Source organism: uncultured Castellaniella sp. (genome assembly GCF_937988725.1).
Taxonomy (GTDB): domain Bacteria; phylum Pseudomonadota; class Gammaproteobacteria; order Burkholderiales; family Burkholderiaceae_B; genus Castellaniella.
Genome location: NZ_CALKHS010000010.1, coordinates 596,276 through 618,534 on the forward strand (window position 1 = coordinate 596,276; position 22,259 = coordinate 618,534).

Below are 22,259 nucleotides of genomic sequence, written 5' to 3' on the forward strand. Positions count from 1 at the left end.
CCCCGACTCCGCCGCGAGCATATGCTCTATCTAGGCGGTGTTTTCTCCTCAGCTAGACGCGTACCGGGGCGACGGAATTCGCTAGACTGTCCCCTATTCTTCAACATCCGTCTTGATCATGAGCAAAGCCCATACCGCATTCCTGCTGCACTCGCTGGAGCTCGTCAACCACTTCGCTCCTGTCTGGGATCAACTGCCTCCCGGCAGCTTCGACATCGTGCTGTTCGATGTCGCGCAGGATGCCGCGGCCGCGGCCACCCGCAAATGGAACTGCCGGCTCTGGAACGCCGACGACGTCATCGGCGCCCGGCACAAGTTCCGCTTCCTGGTGTCCAACCACCCGGCCGTGGGCGCCTACAACCCGCCCCTCGTCCAGCAAATCGCGGAACACAACGTGCGATTCATGTACGCCGCCGGGAAGACAGGCTGGAACCTCGCCTCCTGGAACCAGCTCTATGACGCGATCCTGTGCTTCGGTCCCTATCACGCCGAAGCATTTTCGGAGATCTGCGATGCCGCCATCATCCAGATGGGATATCCCCGCTTCGATCGCTACTTCAGCGAACAGCCCGACCTCGCCACACTGAAGTCGCAATACGGGTGCGACCCGGGCAAGGACACCATCGTCTGGCTCCCCACCTGGAAGGCGCTGTCCTCGGTCAGCCACTTCGACGAAGAAATCGGCGCGCTGACGGAAAAATACAACGTCATCGTCAAGGTCCACCCTTTGATGCCGGGGTCCGAGCCTCACCGGGTCCAGGCCCTGGCGCGCCAGCCTCTGACCCGCCTGATCACGGACCACAGCGACAACCTTCCGCTGTACCAGCTTGCCGATTTCATGCTGTTCGACTACGGGGGGCCGCCGATGGCGGCGCTCTACACCGACAAGAACTTCCTGCTGCTGGACGTGCCCAACGCCAGCCAGGACGTCTTCACCGGCCCCCAATCGCCCGACATCGCGCTGCGCCGCCATTTCAAACACCTGGCGGCGGGCTCGGGCGACCTGGAGGCGTCGCTCGCCGACGAGACGCTCTGGGATGAACACCGCGTGATGCGCGCCGAATTGCGCCGCAAGTACTTCGCGCCTCATTTCGGTTTCGCCGCACATGTCGCCGCCCAGGCCTTGATGCACATGGACCACATCATCACACAGCAAAAGGCCGGGGGATGGTGATCTGGCTGATCGGACTCTCGGGTTCCGGCAAGACAACGCTGGGCAGCGAGATGGCCCGCCAGCTCCGGGCCCGGCATCCCAATACCGTGCTACTGGACGGCGACACGCTACGCCGGGTCTTTTCCTTCGACCAGGGCGCCGATCCTTACAGCGTGGCGGGCCGACGCCTCAATGCCGAACGCATCGCCGCCCTGTGCGAAATGCTGGACCGCCAAGGCATTCACGTGGTCTGCTGCATCCTGTCGATCTTCGCCGACATGCGACGGGACAACCGGACCCGGTTCAGCCGCTATTTCGAAATCTTCATGGACGCCCCCATGGCCGCCCTGCGCCGGCGCGACGTCAAGGGCCTGTACGCAGCCGCCGATACCGGCAGGATCCCCAACGTGGTGGGCGTGCACATCCCGTTCGAACAGCCATCCGGATCGGACATGGTGATCGACTCCTCCGGCGACACGCCGGACATTCCCGCCCTGGCCGCGCAGGCGCTGGCACGGGCGGGCCTGGATGCCTCGGCATGACCGGACTCCCCTACCCATACGCCTCGGGCGACCTGCTGGAACGCAGAAACACCTACTTCTATACCCCGTTCGGAGGGCAGGATTTTCTGAGCTCCTGGCGTCGTCAGAGAACCACGGCTCTGGCCGCATGCGCAGCAAGCCGAAGCGCCGGCGGCGCGACGGAGGATTCCGCCCCCATCGTCCGGACGCTTCGCCAGATCAAGGAAGCGCTGCGGTCCCCGGCTCCGTTCACTGCCGATGCCCGGATCGCGCTGGACCGAATTCTGCAGCGTTTCGAGGTATCCAAACGACTGCACGACAACTACACGGCAGCCTGGCGGCCCGCGGATCCGGCCCGCTATCACGGCCTCGAACGCTATCTTCTGCTGGCCGAGGCGCTGGCGCAGGCAGCGGCGTCGACCGCCGATCTGCGCTATTCGAACGGCCTGCTCAAATGCGTCGACACGCTGACGTCCGACGGCATGGCCCCCACGATCGGCCAGGCGTCCGGCGTCCGCCTGCGAAACGTCCTGGAACGGGAGCGGGATCTGCTCGACCGGATCGCTTCCGGCGCGCGAGGCGGGCCGGCCCAGGCCGTAACGCCCATCCCGCCGACGCCGCGCGCGGCGCCGACCGTGCTGCAAGGGGTCGGACTGATTGCCGCCCCCACCGCCAGGTCGCAGGCCTATATCCAGGCATTGGCGGCAAACGGCCTGCATCCGGAATTCGTCCTGCTGCTGGGCGAGCATGCCGCTGCCGACGCCGCTTCGGCGGCAGCCCGGCCCGCGAGGCTCTGGAAAGGCGTTCCGCTGGCCGATCTGGACGAGTCCGTCATGACGACCTGCCGCCGGGCCGGCATCCGCATCCAGGCGGTCGAGGCGGCCAGCGTCAACGATGCCCCGGCGCTGGAGGCCATCCGGCGGCTGCGGCCCCACACGCTGATCTACTCGGGCGCGGGAGGCCAGATCGTGTCGTCCGAAGCCCTGGACCTGGGCGCCCGGTTTCTCCACATGCATGCGGGCCGCATTCCGGACTACCGGGGCAGCACCACGATCTACTATGCCCTGCTGAACGGCGAGCCGCCGGCGGTGACCGCGATCTTCCTCGACGCGCGGATCGACACCGGCGGCATCCTGGCCCGCAGGCACTACCCGGCGCCCGACCGCAGCATCGACATCGACCGGACATACGATGCCTCGATCAGGGCCGACACGCTGGTCCGGCTGCTGCGCGATTATGCGGCCGCCGGGTCATTCCCGCGGCCGCAACCGCAACGGCAGGACGAGGGGACGACCTACTTCGTCATCCATCCCGTCCTGAAGCACCTGGCCATCCTGGGCCTGCCCGAACACGATAATGGCTGACGACACATCGATGGATCCCACATTCGCATTCGGCACCAAGGCCGAAACCCTGAACAACCTGACGGGCCGCATCCAGTCGGGCGCCATCGGCGAATCGATGCATTTCTCCTGCGAGCAATGGCAGGCCGATCCCGAACGCATACTGACCGCCGTCCAGGCGAAGTTCGGCGCCCAGGCGCTTGTCGTGCGATCGAGCGCCCTGTCGGAAGATGCGGCAACCTCGTCCATGGCCGGCGCGTTTCTCAGCATTCTGGACGTGGCTGCGTCGAATCGGGACGCCCTGGACGCAGCCATCCGGCAAGTCGCGCAATCCATGACGGGCAACCCCAAGGACCAGGTCCTGATCCAGGCCATGGCCCGCGACATCGTGGTCAGCGGCGTGGTCATGACCTATGACATGGTGCACGGCGCGCCGTACTTTTGCATCGACTACGACGATGAAACGGGGCGCACCGATGCCGTCACCAGCGGGAACGGCGTCCACAAGAGCCTGTATGTCCACCGGGAATGCCCCGAACGCCTGATCCGCTCGGACCGCATCGCGGCCATCCTGAAGCTCGCCCGGGAACTGGAGCAAGTCTGTCACTGCGCCGCGCTGGACATCGAATTCGGCCTGGACAGCCAGGGCGGGACACACCTGTTCCAGGTCCGCCGCATCGCGCTGGCGCGCAACTGGCATCCGGTCACGGAACGTCGCGTGCACCGGCAGCTGGCCCAGGCCGAACGCTTCATCGAGCAGGCTTCCCGGCCCCGGCCGGGGATTCTGGGCGCACGCACCATCCTGGCCGTGATGCCCGACTGGAATCCGGCCGAGATCATCGGCACCACGCCGCGCCCGCTGGCGGCATCCCTATACCGGCACCTGATCACGGAGCGGATCTGGAGCCAGGCGCGCGCACGGATGGGTTATCGGGACACGGGTTCGGCCGAGTTGATGCTCACCATCAACCACCACCCCTACATCGACGTCCGCAACAGCTTCAACTCCTTCCTGCCGGCCGCCCTGCCGGACGGCATCGGAAACCGGCTGGTGGACGCCTGGCTGCAGCGCCTGGAGGATCATCCCGAATTCCACGACAAAGTCGAATTCGAGATCGTCCCGACCTGCCTGGACTTCTGCTTCGACGCCACATTCACGGACCGCTATCCGACTCTGCTGTCGCCGGGCGAACTGGACAGATACCGGGCATCACTGCTCGAGCTGACGCTCGACAGCCTGCGCCCGGGCCCGGGCAATACGCTGGACCAGGCGCTGGAAGACGCGGGCCGGCTGGACGAAGAGCTGTCCCGGCAACGGCCCGCCGGCCCCGACCTGGACTGGGCGGCGCACCTGCTGGATCGCTGCAAAGAGTCCGGCACCTTGCCGTTCTCCATGGCGGCGCGCCACGCGTTCATTGCCGAAACCCTGCTGCGATCCGCCGTCCGGCGCAAGGCCTTGACGCAAGATCGCCTGGCCCAATTCAAGCGCGGCATCAACACCGTGACCCGCGATCTGCTGACGGCCTATCAGGCCGCAGGCGCAGGATCCCTGTCCACGGAGGCATTCTTCAATCGTTACGGCCACCTGCGGCCGGGGACCTACGAAATCACGTCACTGCGCTACGACGAACGCGACGACCTGTTCACCGACATGGCCCCCGGCGCGCCGGCGCCGGCCGCGGATGCCTTCGCGCCCACGGACCAGGAAACGCAGGCCATCGACGCCTTGCTGTCCGATTCGGGATTCGTCGGGATCGACACCCGGACGCTGCTCGAGCATGCAGCCAAGGCGATCGCCGCCCGCGAGCAGATCAAATTCATCTTCACCCGCTGTCTGTCCGACGCGCTTTCCGCCATCATCCGCTGGGGCGCTTCTCACGGCCTGTCCCGGGACGACCTGTCCTTCCTGGACTGGGATTCGATCCGCGCATCCCGGCACAGCGCCATCATGGACGACATGGATCGCCACTACCTCGATCTGGCGGATCACGCACGGCGCTCGATGGACGCGGCCCACGCCCTGCGCCTGAGCCACATTCTCTTTGGCGGTTGCGACATCCACGTGGCCACCCTGAATCGCAGCGTACCCAACTTCATCGGACTGGGGCAGGCGACGGGCGCCGTGGTGCGGCTGGGCGCCAACACCCCCTCCACCATCCAGATCCAGGGCCGCATCATCTGCATCGAGAACGCGGATCCCGGCTTCGACTGGATCTTCACCAAGTCGCCCGGCGCCCTGATCACCCAGTATGGCGGCGCCAACTCCCACATGGCCGTGCGCTGCGCGGAACTGGGCCTGCCCGCCGCCATCGGCGTTGGAGAACAGATCTATCGCCGCATATCCAACGCCCTTCACGTGGAATTGAACTGTGTCGAAAAAATCCTCCGGCCCGTCGAAGCGGCCTGAACCGATCCGCATCGGCCTGACCATGCGCATCACCTCCGCGCCCAGCTACGCGGAGCCCCGGGATGCCATCGCCCAGGACTGGGCCGGATTCCTGGCGGCCGCGCTGCCGGAAGCGGCCTGGATGCCGCTGCCCAATCTGGGCCGGGAACGCATCCGCGCCTACTGCGAATCCTGGGGCGTGAATCGCCTAATCCTGACCGGCGGGGATGACATCGGCGCCACCCCCCTGCGAGACGAAACCGAACGGGAACTCCTGGCATGGGCCAGTGAAATGGCGCTGCCGGTGCTGGGCGTCTGCCGCGGCATGCAGATGATGGCGCTACTGGCGGAATGTCCGCTGGCGCCCGTGCCGGGCCACGTCGGGACACGGCACCCGGTGAGCGGCGCCATCTCCAAAGAGGTGAACAGCTTCCATGCCCATGCGCCGCGATTCTGCCCCGAAGGCTTCGAGACCCTGGCGTCGGCCGCGGATGGCGCCATCGAGGCCATGCAAGGCATCCACAAGCCGTGGGAAGCGTGGATGTGGCACCCGGAGCGCGAGCCCGCCCCCTTCGATCCAACCGACATACTGAGAATCCGGAACCTGTTCCTATGAAAGCCATCATCCTGGCCGCAGGGCGCGGCAGCCGCATGCGGCGCATGACCGACGAGCGCCCCAAATGCCTGGTCGAACTTCAAGGCCGCGCACTGCTGGACCGGCAGCTCGACGCCCTGCGGACCGCTGGCGTCGAAGACATCGGCATCGTCACCGGCTACCGTCGGGAGATGCTGGCGGATCGCGGAAGCCGGGAGTTCCACAACCCCCGCTGGGCGCAGACCAACATGGTCGCATCGCTGGCTTGTGCCGAAGACTGGCTGTCCCAGGCGCCCTGCATCATCAGCTATTCGGACATCTTCTACGGTTCCGAGGCGGTCTCCTCGCTGATGGCCTCGCCGGCGGATCTGGCGATCACTTACGATCCCGACTGGCTCGACATCTGGCAGCGGCGGTTTACCGATCCCTTGTCGGATGCGGAGACGTTTCGCCTGCACCCCGACGGGACCCTGATGGAGATCGGCAGCAAGCCGGACTCCGTCCAGGCCGTCCAGGGCCAATACATGGGCCTGCTGCGGATCAGTCCGGCCGGGTGGGCGGAGATCTCGCGAATCCGCAAGGATCTGCCGGCCGCCGAGCGGGACCGGATGCATATGACGGGCACGCTGCAGGCGATCATCCAGGCCGGAAGAATGCCCATAGAGGCCGTGCCCTACCGCGGGACCTGGGGGGAAGTGGATAGCGAGACGGATTTGAGGGCCTACGAATAAAGGGGCGCTGGCGATCGGCCGGACCCGAAGGAAAATCTCGCACGTGGATGCAAACGACCGTCATATCCCCATTCACAAGGCCCAGGGCGTCCGCCTTCTTCTGATCGCGGTCGTCCTGGGCGTCGCCAGCTTCAGCATCCTGTTGCCGCTCTCGCCGGCTTGGGCCTTGGCCCGGGGAGCGAGCGAGGCCGCGGCAGGCAGCGTGACCACGGTCCTGATGGCGACCACCATCATGGCTCAATTCGCCATGAACTACGCCATCCGGACGTTCGGGTGGACGAAGGTGCTGGCCCTCGGGCTGATCGCGCTCGGCGCGCCGGCCACGCTGCAAGTCCTGTCCTCGGGTTCCGCCGCCATCCTGATTTCAAGCGCCCTGCGCGGCATCGGCTTCGGCATTCTGACGGTCGGCGGCGCCACCGCCATGGCCTTGCTCGTGCCCGCCGAAAGAAGGGGCGCCGCCGTGGGCGTCTATGGTCTGGCGGTCGCATTTCCCCAGCTGCTGCTCATGTCCTCCGCCCCCGTCCTCGACCAGCGATTCGGCAGCTTCGCCATGACGCTGATCGCGACATTGCCATTGGCGGGCCTGTTTCTGGTCCGCCCGCTGGGCCGCACCCTGAGCCGGCACGCCGTCCCGGACCGGGGACCCGCCGACTCCGGATCGCCGCAGCGGACATCGACGTTCCGCCTGATCGCCCCCACGCTGCTGATCCTGCTGATCGCCACCAGCAGCGGGGGCGCCGTCCTGACCTTCGCCAGCCAGATGGCTCCGGATGCGGCCTCCGCGGCGATCATGCTGTTGTGCATGACCGGCTTCGCGACCCCGACCCGATGGATCTTCGGCGTCCTCAGCGACCGGCGCGACATGTTGAAGATGATCGCGGGATTGTGCGCCGCGCTCGTGCTCGGCATGGCAGCCCTGAGCGCCGCCCTGTCGATCGACGATCCGCGCACGGCTCAATGGGCGCTCTATGCCGGCGGCACGCTGCTGGGGCTGGCCTACGGCGGCCTGCAAAGCACCTCCCTCGTCCTGGCTTTCAGGCTGGGGGGCGCGGCACGACTGACCCGTGTATCGGTGTTGTGGAACGCTTCTTTCGACCTGGGAACCGGCGCGGGCGCGCTCGCGGCGGGCGGACTCGCCACCGCGGCGGGGCTCCCCTTCGCCTTCGCCTGCCTCACGGTCCTGTCGGTGCTCGGGGCCGCCATCGCCCTCAGGAGGCTTCAGGATTGAGCGGTCCGCCAGGCGTTCAATCCTGTCCGATATCCTCGTTCCACAGTTCGGGATGATCGCGGATGAAATCGCGCATCAGCGTGACGCAGGCTTCATCCTGCACGACGTCCACCCGCACGCCGCGCGACCGCAGCAAGTCCTCGTCCCCCATGAAAGTCCGGTTTTCGCCGACAACCACCTTGGGGATCCCGTACAGCAGGATCGCCCCTGTGCACATGGGGCAAGGCGACAGGGTGGTGTACAGCACGGATTCCTGATAGACGCGGGCCGGCTGGCGTCCGGCGTTTTCAAAGGCATCCATCTCTCCGTGCAGAATGGCGCTGCCGTTCTGCACGCGCCGGTTATGCCCGCGGCCAATGATGCGCCCCTGATGCACGATCACCGACCCGATCGGAATGCCGCCCTCGGCCAGGCCCTGGCGGGCTTCCTCGATCGCTGCCTGAAGAAATGGATCCATGATTCGCTCCGAAACAGATTCAGCGGCGCCGGACGCTTATTCCGGCTTGCGCCCCAACAGGGTCGCAAACTGCAATTGCGCCCCATTATGCATGGTGCCCAGGTCCTCGTTGTAGTTGACCAGTTCCCACCCCTGGTAATAGGCGCTGAGTTCCCCTGGCTTCAGGGTAAACGGGAAATTCATGGGGCATGGGTATTCCTCGGTGTCCATGGCGCAGACGATCAGGTTGTACCCGCCCGGTAGCGTGCGCCGCCGCATATCGGACAGCACCGCGCCGACACGTGACGGATCGATGAACATCAGCGTCACGGTGCAGGCGATGAAGCCATAATCCGCGCCGATATCGGCTTGCTGGATGTCGTAGACGCGGGGTGTGATCGTGTCGGTACCTTCCCGATCCACAATCGACTGCAGCGTGGCGATGGCCTGGGGGTTGGCGTCGACGGCGGTGACTGCGAAGCCACGCTGGCCGAGATACAGGGCATTGCGCCCGCTTGAACACCCCATGTCGAACACATCGCACGGCGCGATGATTTCACACGCTTTCACGACCTCGCTGTGGGCCTGGTTCAGGCCATAGCGGCTATTCAAATCATCCATTGACTGAAATCCTGTGAATTCAAACCCCGCCAGGCGCCTGGGCAAGTCGGCCGCAGGCCTGGCGCTTCGCGGACGATGGTAGCAAACTGCGACCGAAATCCACCCAAAGACCCTATTTGCCTTCCAATGGCCGGGGGGAAGATCCATCCACCATCGCCTCGACGTCCACTTCGTCGATCTGTTCCGGGCGCATGTGGGCCCGGGCATAATCCAGCCATACCCGGCTGCGCACGAAATACCGGAACAGATCCGGATCCAGATGCCCTTCCCTGCACATGGAGGCCATGATGCGCAGCGACTCGGACAGGGACTTGGGGGCCTTATAGGGGCGATCGGCCGCGGTCAGCGCCTCGAACACATCCGCCAGTGCGACGATTCGCTCGGTGGTGCCCAATTGTTCGCCACGCAGACGGCGCGGGTAGCCCTTGCCATCCATGCGTTCGTGGTGGTTGGCTGCGATGTCCGGCACCCGCCGCAGGTGCGGCGGCCAGGGCAGGCGCGTGAGCATGATGAGCGTCTGGACGATGTGGTCGTTGATGGCGAAGCGATCCTCGGCGGTCAGCGTGCCGCGCTGGATGGTCAGGTTGTGCAGTTCGCCCATGTTGCGCCGGTGTTCAGGCAGCGTCATGTCGAAACCCCAGGTGTTGCGCGGGTCGTCGCGCGCCACGGGGGGCCGCCGCGCATCGTCCCAGGCAACAACGTGCTGCGGCTGATCGGCCAGCAGCCGCTCGGCGACGGGCAAGGCGGGCGGCTCGGGCCGAATGCCGGCCAGCCGGGCGCCTTCCTGCGTGTCCAGGCCCAACGCGTCGTCGAAATGGCGCAGCCAGGTCTGCTCGCCCAAGGCGCGCAGGCGTCCGATGGCCTCGCTGGACAGCGATTCGCCACCGATATTGCATTGCGCAACGAACCGGAAGTCTTCGCGCAACTGCGCCTGGCGAGCATCGCGCCGGGATTCGGCTGCGAGGGAATCGTCGCCGCGCAGCCGGGCCCGCAGGCAGTCGATCTCGGCATCGCGCCAGAGCGCTTCGAAACGCATGCGGATCTCATGGATGCGGTTATAGACGATCTCCAGCTTCGTGGCCTTGTCCATGATGTGCTCTGGGCTCGTCACCTTGCCGCAGTCATGCAGCCAGGCGGCCAGACGGAAAGCCTCGCGCTCGTCTTCGTCCAAGTGGAAATCCCCGTAGGGGCCGCTATCCTCGGCTTGCATGCGCTCGGCCAGCAGAATGGCCAGTTTCGGCACCCGTTCGCAGTGTCCGCCCGTGTAAGGGCTCTTGGCGTCGATGGCATCGGCCAGGATGTGCGTCACGGACTCGAACAGTTTGCGCTGCGCCTCGATGAGCTGGCGCGTTTCGACGGCCACGGCCAGCATGCCGGTCAGACGATCGGCGAACGCCGCGAATTCAGGCGCCGCATGGTCCCAGTCCTGGTCATGGATCAGCATCAGCAGTCCTCGCGATTGCCGATCGCGGCCGAGCAATGCGAAAGCGATGCAATGATGATCCCGGCCCTCGCGCCACGCGCCGGCCAGCGCGGCATCGCCCTCGTCCGCGCTCATTGAATCCGGCAGCGCGGCCTGTTCTCCGAATGCGGCCGCACGGACCAACTGCTGCCGATCCTGGCTGAAGAGATAAGCGGCCCCGCCCTCGCAGCGCGTCGCCCGGACGAGTTTCTCCAGCACCTGCACGAGCATGGTGTCCATGCGCGGCTCGGCGCCCAGCGCGCGGCTGATGTCCAGCAGCGATTCCATCGAGTCCGCCACTTTGTCCATCACGCCGTTGAGCGCTTCCACCTCGCGCAATGCCGAAGGGGGCCGGTTCTTCGGGCGGCGGAAATCAAACCGCGACATGCGCAGCGACTGCGCCGACACGGCCTCCAGCGCGCGTCCCACGGCGCTGCCGAGCAGCCAGCCCACGGGCAGGAACAGCACGATCAATGCGACCGATATCAAGATCATGCGCGTGCGGGTCAGCACCAGCGGTCCCAGCAGCTCACCGGCGGGCGCGGCGGTCAGCAGCCGCATGTTCACGCCATCGATGCCGTCGAAAGGCAGCGCCATTCCGAACCACTCGCGCCCGCCCGATTCGTAGGAGACGACCTGGCCGCCGCCGACTGCGGCCCGCTGCAGCCGGGTCAGCGCATCGATGCCCAGGCCATCCAACGTGCGCAGGGCGAATTCATCCGAATCGTCCTTGCGCACCAGCAGCGCCTGCATGTCGCGATAGCCGATCACCGCGCCGTCCTCGTCGACCAGGGCCAGCTCGGCGCTGGGCGTCATGCGCAGGCTGCCCAGCGCCTCCCCCAGGTCTTTCAGCGCGACATCCACCGCCACGATGGCCCGCCCCGAATGCGACCGGCGAGAAAGCGTGATGCCCACCTGGCGGGTTGAAAAGAAGACATAGGGCCTGGAGGTGACGGTGGACGCCGCGTCCATGGCGCCGATATACCAGGGTCGCGCGCGCGGATCGAACTGGTAGTCGGGTTCCGGCCGGCGCAGCACGAGCTCGTTCCCGGCGTCGTAGAACAGGAACAGCCCGCGCCGCTTGCCGTCCTCGCCGAGTTCCACCACCTGCACGAGATAGCTGGCCCGGGCCGGCGCCTGGAAACGTTCGCGAATGTCGCTCTGGTCCAGCGCCCGCATCAGCAGGAAATCGCCGTTCTCGTACCCTACGGAGATGGCCGACACCAGTGGGTTATCGGCCAGCTCAGTCGCCAGGGCGCCGCGGCGCGCCAGCCGATGCTCGAGCCGTTGCGCGTCGGCCACCGGGTCGAACGCCAGGACGCGCAAGGACAGGGAACCGGGCTCGATGAACCGATGCGCCCGTTCGGCCACGATCCGTCCCGTGTCGCGCGCCGCCATGGCAGCCATGTCCAGAAGAATGGCCCGCGAACCATACCAGCTGAGGGTGATGAGCGCCACGGCGACGAGCGCCATCGCCGCCACCGCAAGACCGGCAATGACGAGCCGGACCGGCCACGCAGGCTGCGCACGAGGGACTTGCGGCATGGATCTCTCCAGTATCCACTAGAGCAAGGCCGATCGGGGGCCGTGCGCCCGTGTCTTTCAACGTCATCATGCTGCGAAAGGTCTTCTTTTTCCAAAGTATCGTTAATCCGCCCTTTCGTGACAAGCCATTTCGGACGGGTTTGGCTCCGCGCCCTATTCACGCCTACACTTCCCGCATGCTACGCATCGACCAACTCGGCAAGCGCTACGGCGACCACCTCGTATTCCAGGGCCTGACCCGCACATTCACGCCTGGCTGCGTGGCGCTCTGCGAGGAAGAAAGCACTGGCAAGTCCAGCCTGCTGGGCATCATCGCCGGGGTCATCGCGCCGGACGCCGGAGACGTCCGGATCGACGGGCATTCCCTGATCCACGCGCCCCGGCAGGCCAAGGCGCGCCTGGCCTACGTGCCGGACGATTGCCTGGCCTTTCCGGAACAGACGGGGCGCGGGCTGCTGGAACACGTCGCCCGGGAAAAGAATGTCCCCCTGGACGACGCCGTGCTGAACCTGGCCTGCCGGCTGGGGCTGGAACCGCATCTGCACAAGCGTTTCGAGCAGATGTCGACCGGCACGCGCCGCAAGGTCTTCCTGACGGCGGCCGCCCTGGGCGACCCGGCCGTCGTCGTCGCGGACGGCCCCAGCAACGGGCTGGACACGCAGGCCCGGATCGTGCTGGCCGAACAGTTCAGCATCTGGGCCAGGGATCGCGTCGTGCTGTTCGCCAGCTACGACGCCGAACTGGTGCGGGCCTGCGGCGCCACGGTGACCACGGTGGCGGCGTTGCGCCCGCAGCCAGGCTGAAGCCCGCCGGAAGCAGGCCGGATGCCCGGCGCCGGCGGCAGGTCATACCCATTACACTATGGAGCTTCATCCCCTACCTTGCGCAGGCCCTATGAAAGGCATCATCCTGGCCGGCGGTTCCGGCACCCGGCTGCATCCCATCACGCGCGGCGTGTCCAAGCAGCTGCTGCCGATCTACGACAAGCCCATGGTCTATTACCCGCTGTCGGTGCTGATGCTGGCGGGCATCCATGAAGTGCTGGTGATCTCCACCCCCGACGATCTGCCCGGCTTCCAGCGGCTGCTGGGCGACGGCTCGGATTTCGGCATTACGCTGTCCTATGCGGAACAGCCCTCGCCCGACGGTCTGGCCCAGGCCTTCCTGATCGGGGCCGATTTCATCGGCGGCGAACGCGTGTGCCTGGTGCTGGGAGACAATATCTTCTACGGCTACGGCTTCAGCCAGATGCTGCGCGAAGCCGCCCAGCGGCCCTCCGGGGCCACGGTGTTCGGCTACCGGGTGGCCGATCCGGAACGCTTCGGCGTGGTCGAATTCGACGCCGTCGGCAGGGCGGTCTCGATCGAGGAAAAGCCGCAGCGCCCCAAGTCGCCCTACGCGGTCACGGGCCTGTATTTCTACGACAACGACGTCGTGGACATCGCCCGCCGGGTGCGGCCGTCGGCGCGCGGAGAACTCGAAATCACCGACGTGAACAACGCCTACCTGCAGCGGGGCGACCTGCACGTCCAGGTGCTGGGGCGCGGCTTCGCCTGGCTGGACACCGGCACGCACGAAAGTCTGCTGGACGCCGGCACCTACGTGCAGACGATCGAGCGCCGGCAGGGCCAGAAGGTCGCCTGCCTGGAGGAAATCGCCTTCAACAACGGCTGGCTGGACCGCGACGGGCTGATCGAACGCGGCCGGCGCCTGACCAAGACGGACTATGGCCAGTACCTGCTGGCGCTGGCCGGCGAGGGCCGCCAGCCATGAAGGTGGTCGACACGGCCCTGCCCGGCGTGCGGCTGATCGAACCCCGGGTGTTCGGCGACGCGCGCGGCTTCTTCCTGGAATCCTTCAGCGCGCGCCGCTATCGGGACGAAGCGGGCATCGACCTGGATTTCGTGCAGGACAACGTGTCGCGCTCCGCGTACGGGGTCCTGCGCGGCCTGCACTTCCAGCGCCAACGCCCCCAGGGCAAGCTGATCCAGGTGATCGAGGGCGCCGTCTTCGACGTGGCGGTGGACATCGATCCGCGATCCGCGACCTTCGGGCGGCACGTCGCGGCCGAACTGTCGGCCGACAATCACCGCCAGATCTGGATCCCGCCCGGCTACGCGCACGGCTTCTGCGTCGTCAGCGAGTCGGCGGTCTTTCAGTACAAGTGCACGGATTACTACGATCCGGCCGACGAAGGCGGCCTGGCCTGGAATTGCCCGGACCTGGCGATCCCCTGGCCGGTGGCCGATCCCATCCTGTCGGACAAGGATCGCCGCCATCCGGGCTTGAAGGCCCTGGCGGCGCAGCGACTGCGTTGACGCCCTATTCCCGCAGCCGCACGGTCAGGCTTTGCGCCGCCGTGCCCACGGGCCCATGGATGTCGCTCAGGACCGAAAACGTCTCGCCCAGCCCCGTGGGGCCGAAACTGACGCGCGTGTCGAAACCGACCCAGCCGGCCTCGGGCTGGCGCGTGAAATGGATGGTCAGGTCCACATTGGCGAAAAACACGGCATTCGGATCTTCACGGACCGCCAGGCCGTTGGCGGTATCGATCAGCTTCACGAAGCCGGCCACAGGCGGATCGACTTCCCCGTCCACCAGGGGATATGCCGTGCGGATCCAGCTCTGCCCCCGGCCCGGGCGCATGTCGGCCCCCCGGCGGGCATCCAGGGACGCGATGAAGCCGCCGTCCCAGACCGATGAAAAGGTCAGGGGCGGCATGGCGTCCGGCGGCGGCAGCGGGGCCCATTCGGTGCCCTGCACGCGCGTCGTGTCGCTGGCCGACAGGCGCCAGATCCGCGCATGGATGCTGACCTGATCCCCGTGGCGCATGGTGGCCTCGATCAGCTCGATCGAGCGGCCCGGCCGCACCATCTTGACATCGATGGCGAAGGCGCCCGAATGGATCACGCCCAGCACGTCGAAGGACACGCGGGACACCAGCTTGTCGCTGGGCAGGCGGCGTTCCGCTTCCGCCAGCACCAGTCCGGCGGCGGCCGCCAGATGCTGCTCGCCCGGCTGCCAGGCGCCCTGGGCATGCAGGGTGGACAGGAATTCGGAGTCCCCCCGGCGCACGTAGAAGGCGTCGGGATAGGGTTCGTCGGCATGGCCGAGGTGCAGGTTGTGAGCGGTAGGCATGCGCAAGAGTATAGAGGGTCTTTTTTTGCGCATCCAGCGCAAGAAACGGAGTTCTTGCCGCCGGATTCCGGTCTAAGCTGGATCCCGGAATGAACGCAGGAATGACGCCATGAACACAGCCACCACGCACACCGCGACCCGGGACAGGCGCGCCGCCCTGGTCGCGCAGGCCTGCCGCCTGATCGAAACGTCCGAAGCCGCGCCGACCCTGGACGAGCTGGCCGCGCAGGCCGGCATGAGCCCCTTCCACTTCCACCGGGTCTTCAAGGCCGAGACCGGCCTGACGCCCAAAGCCTATGCCACGGCCCACCGCGCCCGCAAGCTGCGCGAGGAACTGAACGCCGCCGATGGCACCGTCACCGACGCCATCTACGAGGCCGGCTTCAATTCCAGCAGCCGCTTCTACGAAACGTCCGAAAAAGTGCTGGGCATGCGCGCCCGGGAATACCGGGCCGGAGGCGTCGGGGCCGAGATCCGCTTCGCCGTGGGGCAGTCGTCCCTGGGCGCGATCCTGGTGGCGCAAAGCCGGCGCGGCATCTGCGCCATCTTGCTGGGCCAGGATCCGGACCGGCTGGTGCGCGAGCTGCAGGATCAGTTCCCCAAGGCCGCGCTGATCGGCGGCGACAAGGAATTCGAACGGCTGGTGGCCCAGGTCGTAGGTTTCATCGAGGCGCCCGGCATCGGCCTGCGCCTGCCGCTGGACGTGCGCGGCACGGTGTTCCAGCAGCGGGTCTGGCAGGCGCTGCGCGAGATCCCGCCGGGCAGGACGGCCAGCTATTCCGACATCGCCGAGCGCATCGGCGCTCCCAAGGCCGCGCGCGCCGTCGCCCAGGCCTGCGCCGCCAACCACATTGCGGTCGCCATCCCCTGCCACCGCGTCGTGCGGCGCGACGGGGACCTTTCCGGCTACCGCTGGGGAGTGGATCGCAAGCGGGAATTGCTGCGGCGGGAAAAGAAGGACTGAGACCACGTCTCCGGCGCCGCACGGCGGAACGAGCGTCCGGCTTCGGCCCGAGGCGGATCGCCCGGATGCCGCCCGCCGGGCGGACGAGGGCCTCGAACGGGACGGTAAAGGCATACACTGACGGTCCGCCCCATCTTTCGCGTTTTTGCGAACCGTTCCTATCGTGACTCATACGGCCTTTTCCTCCCTGCCCCTGCTGCCCGCCCTGCAAGACAATCTGCACGGCCTGGGCTTTGCGCGGATGACGCCCATCCAGGCCCGGAGCCTGCCGCTCATCCTGGAAGGCCGCGACCTGATCGCGCAGGCCAAGACCGGCAGCGGCAAGACCGCGGCCTTCGGGCTGGGCGTACTGCAGAATCTGGATGTCGGCCGCCTGGCCCCGCAGGCGCTGGTGATCTGCCCCACCCGTGAACTGGCCGACCAGGTGGCGCAGGAATTGCGCCGGCTGGCCCGCCTGGTCCCCAACGTCAAGGTGCTGACGCTGTGCGGCGGCGTCGCCGCGCGCCCCCAGGCCGAATCGCTGGGTCGCGGCGTCCACGTCGTGGTGGGCACGCCCGGCCGCATCCAGGATCACCTGGCGCGCGGCAGCCTGGACCTGTCCGCCCTGAACACGCTGGTGCTGGACGAAGCGGATCGCATGGTGGACATGGGCTTCCACGACGATATCGTCGCGATCGTCTCGCACTGCCCGACCCGGCGCCAGACGCTGCTCTTTTCGGCCACCTACCCCGACAATATCCGCAAGCTCAGCGCCCGCTTCCTGCGCAACCCCGCCGAGGTCAAGGTCGAGGCCCAGCACGACGCCAGCCGCATCGAGCAGATCTTCTACGAAATCGACGAACGCGAAAGGCTGGACGCCGTAGTCCGCTTGCTGGCCCATTTCCGCCCGGTTTCCACGCTGGCATTCTGCAATACCAAGATCCGCAGCCACGAACTGGTCGAACGACTGCAATCCGAGGGCATCAGGGCCCAGGCGCTCAACGGAGACCTGGAGCAGCGCGAACGCGACGAAATCCTGATCCAGTTCGCCAACCAGAGCTGCGCCGTCCTGGTCGCAACCGACGTGGCCGCCCGCGGCCTGGACATCCAGGACCTGGGCGCCGTGATCAATGTGGACATTACCAAGGACACCGAAGTCCACGTGCACCGCATCGGCCGCAGCGGCCGGGGCGAACAGAAAGGGCTGGCGCTGAGCCTGTGTTCGCCCGACGAAATGCGCTGGGCCGATCTGATCGAGCGATACCAGGGCGCGCCGCTGAAATGGGCCGGCCTGCGTTCGCTGCGCCCGAAGTCCGGCCGCGCCCTGCAGGCGCCCATGACGACTTTATGCATCCAGGGCGGCAAGAAGGACAAGCTGCGCCCCGGCGACCTGCTGGGCGCCCTGACCGGCGACGCAGGCCTGGCGTTCGAGCAGGTCGGCAAGATCCACATCACCGAATTCAGCGCCTACGTGGCGCTGGACCGGCAGATCGCCCAGCAGGCGTTTGCGCGGATCTCCAACTGCACCATCAAGGGCCGCCGCTTCCGCATGCGGTTTCTGGAAGAGTTCTGAGGCGAGGCAGCGCAAAAGGAACGGCCCATGAAGTTTGCTGTCGCGACATACGGAACCGAGGGCGATACCCGGCCTCTCGCGGGACTGTGCAAGGCCTTGATGGACGCCGGCCATGAGACCCTGCTCCTGGCCGATGCCTCCACGCTCGGTTCGGCCAGAGCGCTGGGCGTGCCCTGCGCAGCCCTCGCGGGCGATATCCGCAAGGCGCTGATGCCCGGCGCCGCGCTTTCGGCCGCGGTCCGCGAGAAAGGCGGCTTCAACGGCACGGCAAAGGCTCTGGCGACGATCGCCAACGCCAACACGGCCTCGTGGATGCGGGAGGTCCTCGATGCCACGGAAGACTGCGACGCCATCGTCATTTCGGGCCTGGCGGCCTTCGTCGGCCTGTCGGTGGCCGAACGCCGCGGGATCAAGGCCATCGGGACGGGCCTCATCCCGATCACGCCGACGGCCGACTTCGCCTCCCCCTTTCTCCCCCCCGGGAAAGTGCCGCGCTGGTTCAACCGGGCCAGCCACCGGCTCGTCAACAGCCTGCTCTGGCGGGCATTCCGGAAAGAGACCAACCGCGCGCGAGCCGAAGTGTGCGGACTGCCTCCCCGGAAGCACGTCTGGACCGATCACCCGATGCTCTACGGCCTGTCGCCCAGCCTGATCCCGCGCCCCCGGGACTGGCCCGACACTGCGCAAGTCTGCGGCCAATGGACCACGTCGTATCCGGCGTGGACGCCGCCGCCGGATCTCGAAGCGTTCCTGGCGGCGGGCGAACCCCCGATCTACATCGGATTCGGCAGCATGGCCGGATTCGACCGCGCGCATTTCACGGGGGTGCTGGTCGACGCAATCGACGGCCGGCGCGCCGTGTTCTCCCCCGGCTGGAGCGGCATGGACACGGTCGCGCTTCCCGACAACTTCTTCAAGATCGGCGACGTTCCGCACCACTGGCTCTTCCCACGCACGTCCCTCGTCATTCATCACGGCGGCTCCGGCACCACGCATACGGCGGCCGGGGCCGGGGTCCCGTCCGTCGTCCTCCCTTTCGCGGGAGACCAATTCTTCTGGGCCGACAGGCTCTGGAAAACCGGGGTCGCGGGCAAGCCCCTCATCGGCAAGAACGTCCGCAGCGAAGAACTCCGGCAGTCCATCGCCTTCGCGGAACGGGACGAAATCCGCGCCCGCGCCAGCGAGCTTGGCGCACGGATGGCCCGGGAAGACGGACCAGGCGCGGCCGTGGCCGCCATCGAAGCCCTGATGCGGACTTAGCGCCAGCCACGAACCGGCGCGCCGGCGCTTGCCGCGCGCGCCGCATCGGGCTGCGGCAGCAAGGCGCCGACATCGACGGCCTGCGCCATCGCGCGATTGCCTTCGTCGCCAGGGTGCAGGTGATCTCCGGAATCGAAGCGCGCATCCATCCGGGCCGGATGCGCGGGATCGCGCAAGGCCGCATCGAAATCGATCACCGCATCGAATGCGCCGTCATGGCGGATCCAATCGTTCAGCTGCCGGCGCAGGGCATCCTTTTCCGGGCCGTAGTAATCGTCCAGCGGCGTGCCGGGCAACGCGCCCTCGAAGGGCGGAAGCGTCGCGCCGACCACCCTGACGCCGCGGCTGCGGGCCCGCTCGACCAACTGACGATAGCCCGCCGTCAATTCCGCCAGCGTCGGGCGCCGCGCGTCCGGCGCAAACGCGGTGCCGGGCCAGGCAATGTCGTTGATGCCAAGGGCAACGATGACGCTGCGCACGCCCGGCTGCGCCAGCACGTCGCGCTCCAGCCGCGCCAGCGCGTTGGCGCCCATGCCGTCGGACAGCAGCCGCGCGCCGGAAATGCCGGCATTGACCACGGCCACGCCCTGCGGAGCCAGGCGGGCCGCCAGGAAGTCCGGCCAGCGGCGGTCCTTGTCCAGACTGGCCGCGGCGCCATCGGTGATGGAATCGCCGATCACCGCCACGGCGCGCGCCGCCGTCCCGGTTTCCACCTGCACGCCCGTCAGCAACAGGCGGGCGGTGGTGCTGCTGCGGCCGGCCGTCCGCAGCACGGGCGCGCGCGTCTGGTCGCCGGAGGCGATCCAGCCTGTCTGCCGCCCATCCCAGTGGAAGGTCCGCACGGGGGTGGCTTCGGGCAGAAAGACGCTGACCGTCACCCGCGACAGCGCGGGAACCGGCAAGGCCACGGGATCGCTGAGCAAGGACGCGCCGGGCGGAATCGTCGCCGCCGCGCGGCCGCCGAAGGTCACCGCGCGCAGGCTGCCTTCGACGATGGCGCCGTCGCCCCTGTCCTGGCGGGAATGCGCCACCGTCGCCCCGCCGATCGCGACCGGCTGTCTGCCATACGCGTTGGACAGCACGATGCGCAGGCGCGCGCCGCCCAGGCTGATGCGCGCCACCTGGCGCACGGTCCGGTCGCGCAGTTCGGACGGAACATTGCTGGGGAACAGGAAACCCGGCGCCCAGACCGCTTGCGGGCTGGCCTGCCATGTCGACACCCAGGAAGGCGACGCGGGGGAGGACGGAGATCCGGCCCAGGCAGGCGCGACCGAGGCGGCGCCGGCCGTCAGCGCCAAGGTCAACAGGGCGGCGGCCCTGGCATGGCGGTGAAGATCAGCAAGTCTTTTCATTTCAGTGAATTCAAAGTCAAATAACGACTGAATGATGAATTCAAAGACCATATTTGAATAGACTGCCTGCAAGCACATCATTCATGAACTGAAATCACTCAGGAGATCCTGCATGGCCCGTCTGGAAGTCAACCGATCCGGTGAACTGGAAGTGTTCGCGCGCGTCATCGAACTGGGCGGCTTTTCCGCCGCGGCCCGCGCCTGCGGCATGACGCCTTCGGCCGTCAGCAAACTGGTCGCACGCCTGGAACAGCGCCTGGGCACGCGGCTGGTGAACCGCTCCACGCGACAGATCCAGCTCACGCCGGAGGGCTGCGCCTTCTACGAGCGCGGCGTGCGCATCCTGGCCGATCTGGAGGAAGCCGAACGCTGCGCCAGCGCGCACGCGGCGCCGCGCGGCCGGCTGAGGATCAATGCCAATGTCCCGTTCGGGCATCACTTCCTGCTGCCGCTGGTCCCGGAATTCCTGGCGCGCCATCCCGACGTGACGCTGGACATCACGCTGACGGACGAAGTCGTCGACATTCTGGAACAGCGCACCGACGTCGCCCTGCGCGCCGGCCCGCTGAAGAGCTCGAGCCTGGTGGCGCGCACGCTGGGGTTCACGCGCATGGTGATCGTCGGGGCGCCCGCCTACCTGAAACGCCACGGAACCCCCGCTACGCCCGACGAACTGCTGTCCCACAACCGCCTGGGGGCGAACTACGTGCGCGCGCAAGCCGGCTGGCCGCTGCGCCACGAAGGCCATGACGTCGTGGCGCCCGTGACGGGCAACGCACAGGCCAGCGACGGCGAAGCGCTGCGCCGTCTGGCCCTCGCGGGCCTGGGGCTGGCGCGCCTCGCCGCCTTTCAGGTCAGCGAGGACATCGCGGCCGGCCGGCTGCTGCCGGTGCTCGAAGACTGCAACCCGGGCGACAAGGAGGAGATCCACGCCGTCTACGTGGGCCAGGGCGGCTACCTGCCGCTGCGAGCCAGGGCCTTTCTGGACTTTCTGGCCGAGAAAGTGGATATCGATCGCGGCGGCCCGGCCCGGCCGGACGCACGGCGACAAGCCGGATCAGATCCGGGCGGACACGCCCCCCACGCTGACCGACGAACCGGCAGGGCCCGCAAACGACACGTCGATCCTTGAGGGTCGCCCCATGTCCTCGCCCTGATAGATGGTCAGATCGCCATCGGACAGCAGATCGTGGTCGCGAAGCATGCCGGCGAGCGCGGCGGCGGCCGCCCCGGTGGCCGGGTCCTCCAGCACGCCGCCGGACGCGAAGGCATTGCGCGCGTGAAACACGCGCTCGGCCTCCCGCCAGATGAAAGCCACGGTCACGAGACCATGCCGGCGCATGAAGACACGCCCCTGATCCAGGTCGTAGCTCATGCGCGCAAGCAGGCCCCGAGTCCGCAAGGGCACGATCAGGTGCTGCGATCCGCCATTGGCCAGCATGACCGGCAAATCGCGGTCCAGGTCGCCATCGGCATAGCCGAAGACCCACAGCGCCTGCGCGATCATGTCGCCCGGCGCGGCTTCGCTGCGGGTCCGCGGAGAGCGCAGCACGCTGTAGCCCCGCCCATCCTGGATTCTGGCGTCGACGGATATGCGGCCGTCCCTTAACGCCAGTTCATAGGTGCCATCGCCATGTTCGCCCGCCAGGGCGGCGCCCAGCGCGATGGTCGCATGGCCGCAGAAGGGCACTTCCGATTCGGGAGAGAAGTAGCGCGTCTCCCAGACATCGGCATTCCGCGCCGCAAACGCGGTCTCGGAATAGCCCACTTCATGCGCGATGCGCAACATCTCCGCTTCGGACGGCAGTTGCGCCGCCACCACCACGCCAGCGGGATTGCCGCCCCGCCCGTCCATGACGAACGCCGCGATTCTTTGGATGTTCATGTTGTTCCAGACCTGAGTGGAGCCGACGATATCCAGCATCATACCGGTCACTGGATTGCAACAGGCGCGGCTCCCGCCTTGCGGGAG

At 67.2% G+C, this 22,259-nt stretch carries 20 protein-coding genes; 14 read left to right on the plus strand and 6 right to left on the minus strand.

What is annotated here, in order from left to right; all coding sequences use genetic code 11:
• Positions 1-118: 118 nt before the first annotated feature.
• The 7 genes from Q0263_RS13255 to Q0263_RS13285 are packed head-to-tail and all read left to right on the plus strand — an operon-like array spanning position 119 to position 7,957.
• Entirely contained in the window at positions 119-1,174 is a 1,056-nt protein-coding gene (locus tag Q0263_RS13255) for a CDP-glycerol glycerophosphotransferase family protein (RefSeq protein WP_298016961.1), read from the plus strand.
• Positions 1,168-1,695, plus strand: coding sequence for an adenylyl-sulfate kinase (locus Q0263_RS13260; protein WP_298016964.1), 528 nt, complete (start codon positions 1,168-1,170; stop codon positions 1,693-1,695). The genes Q0263_RS13255 and Q0263_RS13260 overlap by 7 nt, the downstream gene beginning before the upstream one ends.
• Complete coding sequence (locus tag Q0263_RS13265) at positions 1,692-3,038, plus strand: hypothetical protein (RefSeq protein WP_298016967.1); 1,347 nt, start codon at positions 1,692-1,694, stop codon at positions 3,036-3,038. The genes Q0263_RS13260 and Q0263_RS13265 overlap by 4 nt, the downstream gene beginning before the upstream one ends.
• A 10-nt stretch (positions 3,039-3,048) precedes the next feature.
• The gene (locus tag Q0263_RS13270) at positions 3,049-5,424 is read left to right on the plus strand and encodes a PEP-utilizing enzyme (protein WP_298016969.1); all 2,376 of its coding nucleotides are present in this window, start codon (positions 3,049-3,051) and stop codon (positions 5,422-5,424) included.
• Positions 5,387-6,019, plus strand: coding sequence for a gamma-glutamyl-gamma-aminobutyrate hydrolase family protein (locus tag Q0263_RS13275; RefSeq protein WP_298016972.1), 633 nt, complete (start codon positions 5,387-5,389; stop codon positions 6,017-6,019). Before Q0263_RS13270 ends, Q0263_RS13275 begins: the two co-directional genes overlap by 38 nt.
• Positions 6,016-6,729, plus strand: a complete 714-nt coding sequence (locus Q0263_RS13280; RefSeq protein ID WP_298016975.1) for a phosphocholine cytidylyltransferase family protein — start codon at positions 6,016-6,018, stop codon at positions 6,727-6,729. The genes Q0263_RS13275 and Q0263_RS13280 overlap by 4 nt, the downstream gene beginning before the upstream one ends.
• A gap of 43 nt (positions 6,730-6,772) precedes the next feature.
• Positions 6,773-7,957, plus strand: a complete 1,185-nt coding sequence (locus tag Q0263_RS13285; RefSeq protein WP_298016978.1) for an MFS transporter — start codon at positions 6,773-6,775, stop codon at positions 7,955-7,957.
• 16 nt (positions 7,958-7,973) lie between these two features.
• Here the strand turns inward: Q0263_RS13285 and Q0263_RS13290 are convergent, their stop codons facing one another.
• The 3 genes from Q0263_RS13290 to Q0263_RS13300 form a co-directional block, all read right to left on the minus strand.
• The gene (locus Q0263_RS13290; protein WP_298016981.1) at positions 7,974-8,414 is read right to left on the minus strand and encodes a nucleoside deaminase; all 441 of its coding nucleotides are present in this window, start codon (positions 8,412-8,414) and stop codon (positions 7,974-7,976) included.
• 36 nt (positions 8,415-8,450) lie between these two features.
• On the minus strand, positions 8,451-9,014 hold the full coding sequence (tehB, locus tag Q0263_RS13295) for a tellurite resistance methyltransferase TehB (protein ID WP_298016985.1): 564 nt from the start codon (positions 9,012-9,014) through the stop codon (positions 8,451-8,453).
• A gap of 112 nt (positions 9,015-9,126) precedes the next feature.
• Positions 9,127-12,021: an HD domain-containing phosphohydrolase gene (locus Q0263_RS13300; RefSeq protein WP_298016987.1), complete on the minus strand. Its 2,895-nt coding sequence runs from the start codon at positions 12,019-12,021 to the stop codon at positions 9,127-9,129.
• A gap of 176 nt (positions 12,022-12,197) precedes the next feature.
• On the opposite strand from Q0263_RS13300, the gene Q0263_RS13305 reads away from it, so the two are divergent.
• From Q0263_RS13305 to rfbC, 3 genes are all read left to right on the plus strand, one after another.
• Positions 12,198-12,824: an ATP-binding cassette domain-containing protein gene (locus tag Q0263_RS13305; protein WP_298016990.1), complete on the plus strand. Its 627-nt coding sequence runs from the start codon at positions 12,198-12,200 to the stop codon at positions 12,822-12,824.
• A gap of 91 nt (positions 12,825-12,915) precedes the next feature.
• Positions 12,916-13,794 (plus strand): glucose-1-phosphate thymidylyltransferase RfbA, encoded by an 879-nt coding sequence (rfbA, locus tag Q0263_RS13310; protein ID WP_298016992.1) that lies wholly within the window; start codon positions 12,916-12,918, stop codon positions 13,792-13,794.
• Positions 13,791-14,339 (plus strand): dTDP-4-dehydrorhamnose 3,5-epimerase, encoded by a 549-nt coding sequence (rfbC, locus tag Q0263_RS13315; RefSeq protein WP_298016994.1) that lies wholly within the window; start codon positions 13,791-13,793, stop codon positions 14,337-14,339. Before rfbA ends, rfbC begins: the two co-directional genes overlap by 4 nt.
• Before the next feature lie 4 nt (positions 14,340-14,343).
• On the opposite strand, the gene Q0263_RS13320 is transcribed toward rfbC, so the two are convergent.
• Positions 14,344-15,159, minus strand: a complete 816-nt coding sequence (locus Q0263_RS13320; protein WP_298016996.1) for a thioesterase family protein — start codon at positions 15,157-15,159, stop codon at positions 14,344-14,346.
• A 109-nt stretch (positions 15,160-15,268) separates the two neighbouring features.
• Here Q0263_RS13320 and ada point away from each other — a divergent pair, with 109 nt between their 5' ends.
• The 3 genes from ada (at position 15,269) to Q0263_RS13335 (ending at position 18,935) form a co-directional block, all read left to right on the plus strand.
• Positions 15,269-16,123 (plus strand): bifunctional DNA-binding transcriptional regulator/O6-methylguanine-DNA methyltransferase Ada, encoded by an 855-nt coding sequence (gene ada, locus Q0263_RS13325; RefSeq protein ID WP_298016998.1) that lies wholly within the window; start codon positions 15,269-15,271, stop codon positions 16,121-16,123.
• A 163-nt stretch (positions 16,124-16,286) separates the two neighbouring features.
• A complete protein-coding gene (gene dbpA / locus Q0263_RS13330; RefSeq protein WP_298016999.1) occupies positions 16,287-17,675 on the plus strand; it encodes an ATP-dependent RNA helicase DbpA in 1,389 nt (462 codons plus the stop codon).
• Positions 17,676-17,702: 27 nt separating this feature from the next.
• Positions 17,703-18,935: a glycosyltransferase gene (locus Q0263_RS13335; RefSeq protein WP_298017001.1), complete on the plus strand. Its 1,233-nt coding sequence runs from the start codon at positions 17,703-17,705 to the stop codon at positions 18,933-18,935.
• On the opposite strand, the gene Q0263_RS13340 is transcribed toward Q0263_RS13335, so the two are convergent.
• A complete protein-coding gene (locus tag Q0263_RS13340) occupies positions 18,932-20,287 on the minus strand; it encodes an SGNH/GDSL hydrolase family protein (protein ID WP_298017002.1) in 1,356 nt (451 codons plus the stop codon). The genes Q0263_RS13335 and Q0263_RS13340 overlap by 4 nt on opposite strands.
• Positions 20,288-20,399: 112 nt before the next feature.
• On the opposite strand from Q0263_RS13340, the gene Q0263_RS13345 reads away from it, so the two are divergent.
• Entirely contained in the window at positions 20,400-21,419 is a 1,020-nt protein-coding gene (locus Q0263_RS13345; RefSeq protein WP_298017004.1) for a LysR family transcriptional regulator, read from the plus strand.
• On the opposite strand, the gene Q0263_RS13350 is transcribed toward Q0263_RS13345, so the two are convergent.
• Complete coding sequence (locus Q0263_RS13350; protein WP_298017006.1) at positions 21,345-22,214, minus strand: PhzF family phenazine biosynthesis protein; 870 nt, start codon at positions 22,212-22,214, stop codon at positions 21,345-21,347. The genes Q0263_RS13345 and Q0263_RS13350 overlap by 75 nt on opposite strands.
• Positions 22,215-22,259: the final 45 nt, after the last annotated feature.

Bases quoted from the DNA above. Each gene is read 5' to 3' on its own strand.
- Q0263_RS13300 (WP_298016987.1), bottom strand. From the start codon at position 12,021: ATGCCGCAAGTCCCTCGTGCGCAGCCTGCGTGGCCGGTCCGGCTCGTC.
- Q0263_RS13350 (WP_298017006.1), bottom strand. From the start codon at position 22,214: ATGATGCTGGATATCGTCGGCTCCACTCAGGTCTGGAACAACATGAAC.
- Q0263_RS13320 (WP_298016996.1), bottom strand. From the start codon at position 15,159: ATGCCTACCGCTCACAACCTGCACCTCGGCCATGCCGACGAACCCTAT.
- Q0263_RS13305 (WP_298016990.1), top strand. From the start codon at position 12,198: ATGCTACGCATCGACCAACTCGGCAAGCGCTACGGCGACCACCTCGTA.
- Q0263_RS13260 (WP_298016964.1), top strand. From the start codon at position 1,168: ATGGTGATCTGGCTGATCGGACTCTCGGGTTCCGGCAAGACAACGCTG.
- Q0263_RS13265 (WP_298016967.1), top strand. From the start codon at position 1,692: ATGACCGGACTCCCCTACCCATACGCCTCGGGCGACCTGCTGGAACGC.
- ada (WP_298016998.1), top strand. From the start codon at position 15,269: ATGAACACAGCCACCACGCACACCGCGACCCGGGACAGGCGCGCCGCC.
- rfbA (WP_298016992.1), top strand. From the start codon at position 12,916: ATGAAAGGCATCATCCTGGCCGGCGGTTCCGGCACCCGGCTGCATCCC.
- Q0263_RS13335 (WP_298017001.1), top strand. From the start codon at position 17,703: ATGAAGTTTGCTGTCGCGACATACGGAACCGAGGGCGATACCCGGCCT.
- Q0263_RS13290 (WP_298016981.1), bottom strand. From the start codon at position 8,414: ATGGATCCATTTCTTCAGGCAGCGATCGAGGAAGCCCGCCAGGGCCTG.
- Q0263_RS13255 (WP_298016961.1), top strand. From the start codon at position 119: ATGAGCAAAGCCCATACCGCATTCCTGCTGCACTCGCTGGAGCTCGTC.
- Q0263_RS13270 (WP_298016969.1), top strand. From the start codon at position 3,049: ATGGATCCCACATTCGCATTCGGCACCAAGGCCGAAACCCTGAACAAC.
- Q0263_RS13340 (WP_298017002.1), bottom strand. From the start codon at position 20,287: ATGAAAAGACTTGCTGATCTTCACCGCCATGCCAGGGCCGCCGCCCTG.
- Q0263_RS13280 (WP_298016975.1), top strand. From the start codon at position 6,016: ATGAAAGCCATCATCCTGGCCGCAGGGCGCGGCAGCCGCATGCGGCGC.
- tehB (WP_298016985.1), bottom strand. From the start codon at position 9,014: ATGGATGATTTGAATAGCCGCTATGGCCTGAACCAGGCCCACAGCGAG.
- Q0263_RS13345 (WP_298017004.1), top strand. From the start codon at position 20,400: ATGGCCCGTCTGGAAGTCAACCGATCCGGTGAACTGGAAGTGTTCGCG.
- rfbC (WP_298016994.1), top strand. From the start codon at position 13,791: ATGAAGGTGGTCGACACGGCCCTGCCCGGCGTGCGGCTGATCGAACCC.